General features: G+C 42.4%; 10 protein-coding genes. 7 read left to right on the top strand and 3 right to left on the bottom strand.

Going from position 1 to position 9,559, the window contains the following annotated elements:
- The first annotated feature begins 8 nt into the window (after nt 1-8).
- Nucleotides 9-1,037 carry a ribonucleotide-diphosphate reductase subunit beta gene (locus tag VIHSUH07_RS01750; protein ID WP_105083656.1) on the top strand — a complete coding sequence of 343 codons (1,029 nt, stop codon included), beginning with the start codon at nt 9-11 and terminating at the stop codon, nt 1,035-1,037.
- A 288-nt stretch (nt 1,038-1,325) separates the two neighbouring features.
- On the opposite strand, the gene VIHSUH07_RS09790 is transcribed toward VIHSUH07_RS01750, so the two are convergent.
- From VIHSUH07_RS09790 to VIHSUH07_RS01760, 3 genes are all read right to left on the bottom strand, one after another.
- The gene (locus VIHSUH07_RS09790; protein ID WP_369819919.1) at nt 1,326-1,448 is read right to left on the bottom strand and encodes a DIP1984 family protein; all 123 of its coding nucleotides are present in this window, start codon (nt 1,446-1,448) and stop codon (nt 1,326-1,328) included.
- Nucleotides 1,426-1,527 (bottom strand): DIP1984 family protein, encoded by a 102-nt coding sequence (locus VIHSUH07_RS09715; RefSeq protein WP_233187789.1) that lies wholly within the window; start codon nt 1,525-1,527, stop codon nt 1,426-1,428. The genes VIHSUH07_RS09790 and VIHSUH07_RS09715 overlap by 23 nt, the downstream gene beginning before the upstream one ends.
- Before the next feature lie 79 nt (nt 1,528-1,606).
- Nucleotides 1,607-2,023: a GNAT family N-acetyltransferase gene (locus VIHSUH07_RS01760; RefSeq protein WP_105083657.1), complete on the bottom strand. Its 417-nt coding sequence runs from the start codon at nt 2,021-2,023 to the stop codon at nt 1,607-1,609.
- Nucleotides 2,024-2,437: 414 nt separating this feature from the next.
- Here VIHSUH07_RS01760 and aroF point away from each other — a divergent pair, with 414 nt between their 5' ends.
- The 6 genes from aroF to VIHSUH07_RS01790 all read left to right on the top strand — a co-directional run bounded on the left by aroF (nt 2,438) and on the right by VIHSUH07_RS01790 (nt 9,435).
- A complete protein-coding gene (gene aroF / locus VIHSUH07_RS01765) occupies nt 2,438-3,451 on the top strand; it encodes a 3-deoxy-7-phosphoheptulonate synthase (RefSeq protein WP_105083658.1) in 1,014 nt (337 codons plus the stop codon).
- 74 nt (nt 3,452-3,525) lie between these two features.
- On the top strand, nt 3,526-4,578 hold the full coding sequence (gene aroB, locus VIHSUH07_RS01770; RefSeq protein ID WP_105083659.1) for a 3-dehydroquinate synthase: 1,053 nt from the start codon (nt 3,526-3,528) through the stop codon (nt 4,576-4,578).
- Between the two features lie 19 nt (nt 4,579-4,597).
- Nucleotides 4,598-5,866 (top strand): 3-phosphoshikimate 1-carboxyvinyltransferase, encoded by a 1,269-nt coding sequence (aroA, locus tag VIHSUH07_RS01775; RefSeq protein WP_105083660.1) that lies wholly within the window; start codon nt 4,598-4,600, stop codon nt 5,864-5,866.
- Entirely contained in the window at nt 5,856-6,950 is a 1,095-nt protein-coding gene (aroC, locus tag VIHSUH07_RS01780) for a chorismate synthase (RefSeq protein ID WP_105083661.1), read from the top strand. Before aroA ends, aroC begins: the two co-directional genes overlap by 11 nt.
- Complete coding sequence (locus tag VIHSUH07_RS01785; RefSeq protein ID WP_105083662.1) at nt 6,937-8,076, top strand: bifunctional chorismate mutase/prephenate dehydratase; 1,140 nt, start codon at nt 6,937-6,939, stop codon at nt 8,074-8,076. The genes aroC and VIHSUH07_RS01785 overlap by 14 nt, the downstream gene beginning before the upstream one ends.
- Nucleotides 8,077-8,199: 123 nt before the next feature.
- The gene (locus VIHSUH07_RS01790) at nt 8,200-9,435 is read left to right on the top strand and encodes a shikimate kinase (protein WP_105083663.1); all 1,236 of its coding nucleotides are present in this window, start codon (nt 8,200-8,202) and stop codon (nt 9,433-9,435) included.
- Nucleotides 9,436-9,559: the final 124 nt, after the last annotated feature.

Below are 9,559 nucleotides of genomic sequence, written 5' to 3' on the forward strand. Positions count from 1 at the left end.
GTCCTACTATGGATAAAAAACTGATTTTCAACGAACATGGTGAACGTGGCACGCAATCCATGATTGGTGGCAATACCACAAACCTTCGCGAGTGGAATCGTATCAAGTACGACTGGGCCAACCAAATGTACCGTACAATGCTCAACAACTTCTGGATTCCTGAAGAGATTTCCTTGAATGAAGATGTTAAGCAATTCCCATACTTAACAGATTACGAACGCCGCGCATTTGACAAAATTATTGCGTTCTTGAACTTCCTTGATTCCATTCAATCCGAAAACTTGCCTAACTTGAGCCGTTATATTACAGCATCTGAAGTGGCGTCCTTATTGAATATCCAAGCATTCCAAGAAGAAATTCACGCTCAAAGTTATTCCTACATTTTGGATACTGTAACAAACCCTATTACACGTGACAAAATCTATGACGAATGGCGTACAGATAAAACGTTGCTTGAACGTAACCGTTTCATCGCAGATGCGTACCAACGTTTTAGCGATGACCCTAGCGAAGCAAACCTCATTCATACAATCATCGCAAACTATATCTTAGAAGGTATTTACTTCTACTCCGGCTTTAGCTTCTTCTACACATTGGCACGCCAAGGTAAAATGACAGCTACATCCACAATCTTCAAATACATCAACCGCGACGAAGTAACTCACCTTGTATTATTCCAAAACATCATCCGCGAGTTACGCCGTGAACGCCCTGACTTGTTCACACCAGAACTAGAAGCGAAAATTACTGACATGATTCGCCAAGGTGCAGAGAACGAAATCGCTTGGGGTCAATATATCACTGATGATAAAATCCTCGGCCTTAACAATGTTCTTATCGAACGCTACATCAAATACCTTGCAAACATCCGCTTAGAAGCAATCGGCTTACCTCATCTATATCCTGAAATCAAGGAAAACCCTATGGAATGGATTGAAAGCTTCTCCAACTTAAATAGTACAAAAACTGACTTCTTTGAAGCAAAAGTTACAAACTATACAAAGGCAGCGGCATTTGATTTTGATGATTTAGTATAAAAGAAACTCCTACCCAAAAGTTCCACCGGCTATTTCTGTCCCTTCAGGACAGGCCAAAGTCACTTTTGGATAGGAGTTTCTTTTTTGTGCCTATTATCCCCAACACCACCCTCATCAAAATAGTTGATACATGGTAATACATTATAAAAAATAACCATACATTTATACGCCATAAGGGCCTACACAATACATATCTTCAATGCCCCGTACATGTAATGGAATATCATCTTTTTACGAATTAAGCAATCGTGGCTTTGTATCCACCCTATCTTGATTACCAACTTATGATTAATACTCTATTAAATCAACCGTCCAATTGGTTGACTGTAATAAATTATCTAAGATACGAATCTCCTTGGATATTGTATCTGCCGTTTTTTGTAATTCACTAACATTTACAGTTGCTATCATTTTGATTTAAACGACCTTGCAAATCACTAATTCTTTTGTTTAGATCAGCTCGTTCTTGTAATGCTTCTGCTAATTTCATAGATGCTCACCTCATAACAAAAATATGCACATCAAATTATTTAACGCTACGTATCTGCTTATTCTTATTATACAACGACCTATAAAATCTTCCTCATCAAAATATGTGGACAACCTTCATCAAGGTATTCTTCCCCTTCTGCTTTATAGCCAAGAGATTCGTAAAATGGTTTTGCCTGCACTTGAGCTGATAAGGAACATGTTTTAAATCCATTTCTCCGAATACCATTTTCTGCAGCATGCATAATTTTTGAGCCTAAGTTTTGACCTCGATATAATTTGCGTACCGCCATACGTCCTATATGAGCATCTCCTTCTATATCACTTGGGAAAAACCTACAAGTACCAACAGCTTTTCCATCTATAAATAAAAGCACGAATTTTGCGGTTTCATCAATTTCATCAAATTCATTTTCAAAGCCTTGTTCTTTCATGAACACATCTGTGCGAATTTGTTTAATATCATCGTTAATTGTATTTAAAATTTGAATAATCATAACTCTCCTTACCGATTAGGCTATATATTACTAGTATCTTTCACCTTTAATTCTACCACTGATATAAAGGCAAAGGAATGTTAAAATAACTTTTTCTATAGAATTTCGCATCTTTTTTAAAAAAAGTACTTGCATAAAATTCTCAAATGGGTTTATACTGTACACATCAAATTTAGAAAGGAGCAACAATAAGATGACTAACCAAATTAGCACAGTAGCAAAACAATACTTTTATTGGTTCTTTATCCAACGTACGGGTAAGGAACTATTTGAGCTACGCTAATTTAGAAATCATCAATCGTTGCTTAGAATAGTAAAAGGGTTACCCGTATTAGAATACGGGTAGCCCTTTTTTATTTGCTATCCCGTATGGTTGGCCCCACTATTCGCATTGTTATTTGAGGAGGACTTATTATGATCATCACATTAAAAACAACAGCTACAGAAGCAGAGGTAACAAAATTATGCAATGAATTAGAAGCGAAAGGTCTTGTTATCCATCCAGTAGAAGGGGCCCACTATAATATCTTAGGTCTTATCGGCGATACAGCATCCCTTGATTCCCGTCAAATTGAATCCCTTGATTTCGTAGATAAAGTAACACGTATTCAAGAGCCTTTCAAAAAAGCGAACCGCAAATTCCACCCAGAAGATTCTGTTATCAACGTAGGCGGTGCACTTATTGGTGGCGGTCACTTCGCTGTAATGGCTGGTCCATGCTCCGTTGAAACACCAGAACAAGTACTCACATCCTGCCAAGCATGTAAAGATGCAGGTGCTACAATTCTTCGTGGCGGCGCTTTCAAACCTCGTACATCTCCATACTCCTTCCAAGGCATGGGTCCTGAAGGCTTGAAACTATTAGAATTAGCTAAAAAAGAAACTGGTCTTCCTATCGTATCCGAAGTTATGGATATTTCCCAATTACAATACTTCGACAATGTAGACATGCTTCAAATCGGTGCTCGTAACATGCAAAACTTCACACTTTTAAAAGAAGTGGGCAAATTGAAAAAACCTGTATTGTTGAAACGTGGTCTATCTGCTACATACGAAGAATGGTTAATGGCTGCTGAATACATCATGTCCGAAGGTAATGATCAAATCGTATTATGCGAACGTGGTATTCGTACATTCGAACCTAAAACACGTAATACATTAGATGTAACAGCAATTCCTATGATGCACGAACTATCTCACTTGCCAATCATCATGGACCCTAGCCATGCAGCAGGCATGAGCCGTATGGTTCGCCCACTTTCACTTGCATCCGTAGGCGGCGGTGCAGACGGACTTATGATCGAAGTTCACAACGATCCATCCAAAGCATTATGCGATGGTCCTCAAGCATTACGCCCAGATCAATTCACTAGCCTTATGAAAGAAGTATTCGCATTGCGTAAAGCATTGGTAGAATGCACTAAATAATCTTAAATATCACACAAATAAGCTAGTATCCGTTATAATAGATACTAGCTTATTCTTTTAAGAAAGGACTTATTATGACTCGCATCCATATCAACGCGTCTACCCCTTATGATGTCGTCATCGAAGCAGGGTCTCTAGAACGCATTGCCGATTATATTAAACCACTTAAACCAAGTTGCCGTGTTATCATCGTCAGCGATAGCAACGTGGCATCACATTATTTGGAATCTGTAAAAGCAAGTATGACAGATGCTGGTTACAATGTATGTGACTATGTTTTTCCGGCTGGTGAAAGCTCCAAAAATGCACACCAACTCATCGATTTAGTAGAATATATGGCAGCTCAATCGTTAACACGAAAGGACCTTCTCATCGCGCTTGGCGGTGGTGTTGTAGGCGATATGGCAGGCTTTGCAGCGGCCACCTATTTGCGTGGCATTGACTATGTACAGGTACCTACCTCCCTATTAGCAGCAGTAGACTCCTCTGTAGGCGGTAAAACAGCCGTCAATCTTGAAGCTGGTAAAAACCTGTGGGGTGCTTTCAAACAACCTATTCTTGTCCTCTGCGATCCGGAAACGCTTAATACATTGCCAGATATGGAATGGAAAAATGGGTGCGGCGAAATCATCAAATACGGTTTCCTCGATGTACCAGGTTTATTAACTCAGCTAGAAAATAAGCCATTGATAACACACCGCGATAGCGTTAGTGCTGTCATTGCGCGCTGCGTTCAAGCAAAGGCAGATATCGTAGAGCAAGACGAACGCGAATCTGGCGTTCGCGCACTCTTAAACCTAGGCCACACCTTTGGTCATAGCATCGAAAAAGCGAGTCATTTCGATGTTCATCATGGTTATGCTGTTGCTATTGGTATGGTACTCATGGCACAAGGTGCTGTTAAACATGGAGAACTAGATGTTGAGGCTCTAGATAAATTAAAAGCACTCATCGAAGCCCACGATTTGCCAACTACAACGACTGTAACAAAAGAAGAAATCCTAGCCGCTGCTAAGCACGATAAGAAAAGCGAAGGCGCTACTATTAAAATTGTAGTACCAACAAGCTATGGCCACAGCGAACTTAAGGTTGTTAACCACGAAGAACTTGCCACCTATTTAGACTAAGACGTAAAAGGAGATTTCTATGCATTCCGTAACGAACACCATCCCTACAGGGACGATTGCGTCCATTCCAGCAAAGGCTCATGCACACCGTGCTTTAATTTGTGCAGCCCTTGCTAGCTCGCCCTCTACTATATTATTGAGCCGCACCTCTAAGGATATCGATGCAACGATGGACTCCTTGCGAGGCTTAGGTGCTCACGTAATATATAAAAATAAAGTTGTTACCGTTACTCCTGGCCCTGAGCCAACGAAGGGCAATATAGTACCTCACGAGTCAGGAACTACATTACGCCTTTTATTGCCGGTATCAGCGTCCATCTGTAATGATGTTGATGTAGATGCAAAAGGTCGTTTACCAGATCGCCCGCTAGAACCTATGCTCAGCGAAATGAAAGCTCATGGTGTAACATTCTCTCAAGATAAACCTCCATTCACTATGACAGGTCGTCTTCAAGGCGGTAATTTCTCCATGGTAGGTGATGTGAGTAGCCAATTCTTCTCTGGATTATTGTTGGCAGCCCCTCAAATCGGCTTATCTACCATCACGTCTACTACCCCACTACAATCTAGTGATTATGTAACATTAACGACGGAAACCATGCGTGATTTTGGCGTGGAGGTAGAGCATACGTTACCTGACACAAACATCAACGAGGCTTTCACAGTTCCATTTGGTGCATCCTTCATCGGTCGAGATAATTACCAAATCGAAGGCGACTGGTCTAACGCAGCAATCTGGATGGTGGCAGCCGGTATGACGGGCAAACCAATTACGATTACTGGTATGAACAAAAACTCTGTACAAGCAGACCGACGCATCATGCAAGTTATGATTGATGCTGGATGTGATGTTGTTTGGGATGGCATGAATGTAACGGTCACTGGTCGTGCTTCTAAACCGATTCATGCAGACCTCGAGCAAATGCCTGATATGTTGCCTGTTATGGCAGCCCTCGCTTGCTCTATTTCTGGTGAAAGCTCCTTTGTTAAGGGTGCTCGCCTACGCTTAAAAGAATCCGATCGTCTCGTAGCCGTTGCTAATCTCGTAAGAGACTTAGGCGGTACAGTGCGTGAAAAAGGCGATGACCTATACATCATTGGTAGTGGTATACTTAAAGGTGGACAAGGTGATTGCGTAAATGACCACCGCCTCGTTATGGCAGGTACATTAATGGCACTCATCAGTGAAAATCCTGTTACCTTAAAAGATAGCGAATCGATCACAAAATCCTATCCAGGTTTCTTCGAGGACTGGAACTTATTAGGAGGTGATGCTCATGGCATCTAATTTCGGTAAAACCATACAAGTATCTACCTTTGGCGCCTCTCACGGATATGCTATTGGAGGCATTGTAGAAGGCCTACCATGTGGCCAAACTATCGACACTGATGAATTACAAGCGTTCTTAAATCGTCGTGCGCCAGGACAAAATCAATTAACAACACAACGTAAGGAAGCTGATGTACCTGAGTTTTTAGCCGGTATGGTCGACGGTATGCTCAGTGGTTCCCCATTGGCATTTATGATTCGCAATACATCGCAACACTCTAGCGATTACAATAACTTACGCGACATTCCTCGCCCATCACATGCGGACTTTACAGCCCGTATGCGCTACGGCGATAAGGTCGATATGCGCGGAGGCGGTCATTTCTCAGCACGCCTGACCGCACCACTTTGCGTAGCTGGTGGCATCGCCCTTCAACTGTTGCGCGAAAAAGGCATCGAAATCCACGGCCATTTAAAACAAGTGGGTACAATCCAAGATGCTCCTGTCGATATGGTTCATCCAGATATGAAAGCACTTGCTAACATTGCTACAGAGCCAATCGCTATGGTTGATCCAGAAAAACGCAGTGAAGTTGAAAATCTTGTAATGCAGCTCAAAAAAGATGGCGACTCTACAGGTGGCATCGTTGAGGTTGTTGCTACAGGTCTACCAATTGGTCTTGGCAATCCAAACTTTGACGGAATCGAAAACCGCTTAGCTCGCGTTATCTTTGGTGTACCTGCCATTAAAGGCGTATCCTTCGGCGGCGGTTTTGACATGTGTGCAAAACTTGGTTCCGAAGTGAATGATGCTTTCACCATGAACGGTGACAAGATTACAACAACTACTAATAATAGCGGTGGTATCCAAGGGGGTATTACCAATGGTTTACCACTCGTTATGCAAATAGGCATCAAGCCAACACCATCGATTTATAAAGAACAACATTCTGTATCGCTTTCACAAAAAGAGGACACATTGCTCACCATTCAAGGTCGTCACGACCCATGTGTGGCGCTTCGTGCAGTACCTGTTCTCGAAGCCGTAACGGCCCTTGTTATTCTTGATTTCTTAGGAGATATTGACCATGAACTTAGATGAAGTACGCGTTAAAATTAACGATATAAATGACCAAATGCTCGCCCTATTTAAAGAGCGCATGGAACTCTCCAAGGATGTAGCGGCAGCGAAAAAAGAAATGAATAAAGCTATTTACGATGCTAAACGGGAGCGTGATATTCTCGACAAGGTCACAAAGGATGCAGGTCCAGACCTCGACCTATATGCACGCCGTTTCTTCGAGGCATTATTCAGTTTGAGCCGTACATATCAGTCTGAGCAATTATTCCAAGACAACGAATTTACCGTAAAAATGAAAAAGGCCATTGAGCAGTCCCCTACCTTGCCTCCACAACGAGGCAGCGTAGCTTGTGCTGGCGTGTTCGGCAGCAATGCGCAAGTGGCATGCGATAAATTATTACCACTTAGCCAAATTCACTACGTAACGGGCTTCCGTGCTGTATTCGACGCTGTGGAGTCTGGTGAATGTCAATTCGGCGTATTACCTATTGAAAACAGTTCTAATGGTTCTGTAAAAGAAGTGTATGACCTTCTAGAAGAACGTAAATGCTATATCGTACGTGGTACACGCCTTTGGATTTCTCACGATTTACTCGTGAAAAAAGGCACAAAATTAGAAGATATTCATACTATTATCTCTCACCCTCAAGCGTTGGGCCAATGCAGCCACTTCTTAGAAAAATTAGAAGGCGTAGAGTTGCGTTCCTTTGATAACACAGCTCGTGCTGCACAGCTCGTAGCAGCCAGTGATGACCCAGGTGTAGCTGCTATCGCCGCACCTCAATGTGCGGACTTGTACAACTTGTCTCCATTGATGCGCAACATCCAAAATAGCGACAACAACTATACGCGCTTTATCTGCATCAGCAAGGACTTCCATGTGTATCCAGGAGCTAATAAAATCTCTGTGGTAACCACAGCAAGCCATGCGCCAGGTGGTCTCGGTACATTGCTTACCAAGTTTGCTAATATCGGTGTAAACCTTACAAAACTCGAGTCTCGCCCTATCGTAGGCCATAACTTTGAGTTCTTGTTCTACCTCGACTTAGAGGCATCCTTAGCGGATCCTAAGGTATTATCTGTTCTAGCAGAGCTTCACACATCACAAGATAAGTTCCGCTTGCTTGGTAATTATCCTGAAAACTAATATATTCATCACTACTAGTCCCTATAAGGGCATATATAGTACAATGAATATAGTTATAAAACTTCAATGGCTAATAGGTACCAGCCTATTAGCCATTCTATGTATATTGACCTAGGAGGTCCTATGAAATTTGGTTTACTTGGCCGTACGTTGGGCCATAGCTTCTCCCCTCGCATTCACAGTGCATTAGGGAATACAAATTATGAATTATTTGAGCGCGAACCGAGCCAGTTGCAAGAGTTCTTCGCTGATCCAGAACTACAAGGTATCAACATTACTATTCCTTACAAGGTAAATGCCCTTGAAGCTTGCGATGTTGTGGATCCTCGCGCCGAACGCATCGGCTGCGTAAATACGATGGTTCGCAAGGATGGTAAATGGCACGGCTATAATACAGACTACGATGGTTTCGTATTTACCCTACAACATGCAGGCATCGATGTAGCCGGCAAGGAATGTCTCATCCTTGGTGATGGTGCATCTTCCGCAACGGTTCATGTTGCACTTGAGGATTTAAACGCTGAGAGTATCACACATCTATCTCGTAAAACAGCTCCATTCTACGGTGATGCACCTAATTACTACGAAACAGCACAGATTATTATTAACTGCACGCCGATTGGTATGTATCCTCATAACCCGGCTAACCTCATCGATATTACGCAATTCTCTAAATTGGAGGGCGTTGTAGATCTTATCTACAATCCACGCCGTACCATTTTGCTGTTACAAGCAGAAATGATGGGAATTCCACATTGTGATGGCTTGCCATTCCTCGTAGCTCAAGGCGTTGAGGCTGCTAAGCATTTCCAAGGTGAAAGCTTTGGTACAGAGGAAATTGAACAAATCTTGCACGATATGCGTCGTGAAAAGGAAAATATCATCCTCATCGGCATGCCTGGTGTTGGAAAAACAACTGTTGGCAAAGCTCTTGGCAAAGAAATGGGCCGCACCTGCGTTGATGTAGATCAAGAGCTAGAAAAAGAAATTGGTAATATTTCCACCTATATTACGGAACAAGGGGAACCAGCATTCCGTGAAAAAGAAGCAGAAATGATTGCAAAACTCGGTACTCAAACGGGCCTTGTTATCTCCACTGGTGGCGGCTGTGTGACAGTGCCTAAAAACTACGCACACCTACGCCAAAATGGTCGTATCTACCAATTAACGCAACCGATAGAAAACCTATCCACCTCTGGTCGTGTTCTCTCTAGTGGTGGTCTAGACCGTTTACGCAAACTCGAAGAAATTCGTACACCAATGTATGAAAGCTTTGCACAATCCATCGTGAAACACCATCGCAATGCACCAGAAACAGTGGCAACAATACTAGAAGACTTCGAAGCAAATTTACTATAAATCATAACCACCCGTAGAACGGGTGGTTTGCTCTGACCCTATAAGGGTCTTTCTCTAGTGGTGGCCCTCTAAAGAGGGCATTGAATGATCTGACAACCACTCTATTACCACTGGCTGCCCCCTA

This window comes from Veillonella sp. T34266-5 (assembly GCF_002959815.1).
Taxonomy (GTDB): domain Bacteria; phylum Bacillota; class Negativicutes; order Veillonellales; family Veillonellaceae; genus Veillonella; species Veillonella atypica.

Excerpts from the sequence above, each read along its gene's own strand:
- VIHSUH07_RS01750 (WP_105083656.1), top strand. The coding sequence starts at position 9 with ATGGATAAAAAACTGATTTTCAACGAACATGGTGAACGTGGCACGCAA.
- VIHSUH07_RS09790 (WP_369819919.1), bottom strand. The coding sequence starts at position 1,448 with ATGATAGCAACTGTAAATGTTAGTGAATTACAAAAAACGGCAGATACA.
- VIHSUH07_RS09715 (WP_233187789.1), bottom strand. The coding sequence starts at position 1,527 with ATGAAATTAGCAGAAGCATTACAAGAACGAGCTGATCTAAACAAAAGA.
- VIHSUH07_RS01760 (WP_105083657.1), bottom strand. The coding sequence starts at position 2,023 with ATGATTATTCAAATTTTAAATACAATTAACGATGATATTAAACAAATT.
- aroF (WP_105083658.1), top strand. The coding sequence starts at position 2,438 with ATGATCATCACATTAAAAACAACAGCTACAGAAGCAGAGGTAACAAAA.
- aroB (WP_105083659.1), top strand. The coding sequence starts at position 3,526 with ATGACTCGCATCCATATCAACGCGTCTACCCCTTATGATGTCGTCATC.
- aroA (WP_105083660.1), top strand. The coding sequence starts at position 4,598 with ATGCATTCCGTAACGAACACCATCCCTACAGGGACGATTGCGTCCATT.
- aroC (WP_105083661.1), top strand. The coding sequence starts at position 5,856 with ATGGCATCTAATTTCGGTAAAACCATACAAGTATCTACCTTTGGCGCC.
- VIHSUH07_RS01785 (WP_105083662.1), top strand. The coding sequence starts at position 6,937 with ATGAACTTAGATGAAGTACGCGTTAAAATTAACGATATAAATGACCAA.
- VIHSUH07_RS01790 (WP_105083663.1), top strand. The coding sequence starts at position 8,200 with ATGAAATTTGGTTTACTTGGCCGTACGTTGGGCCATAGCTTCTCCCCT.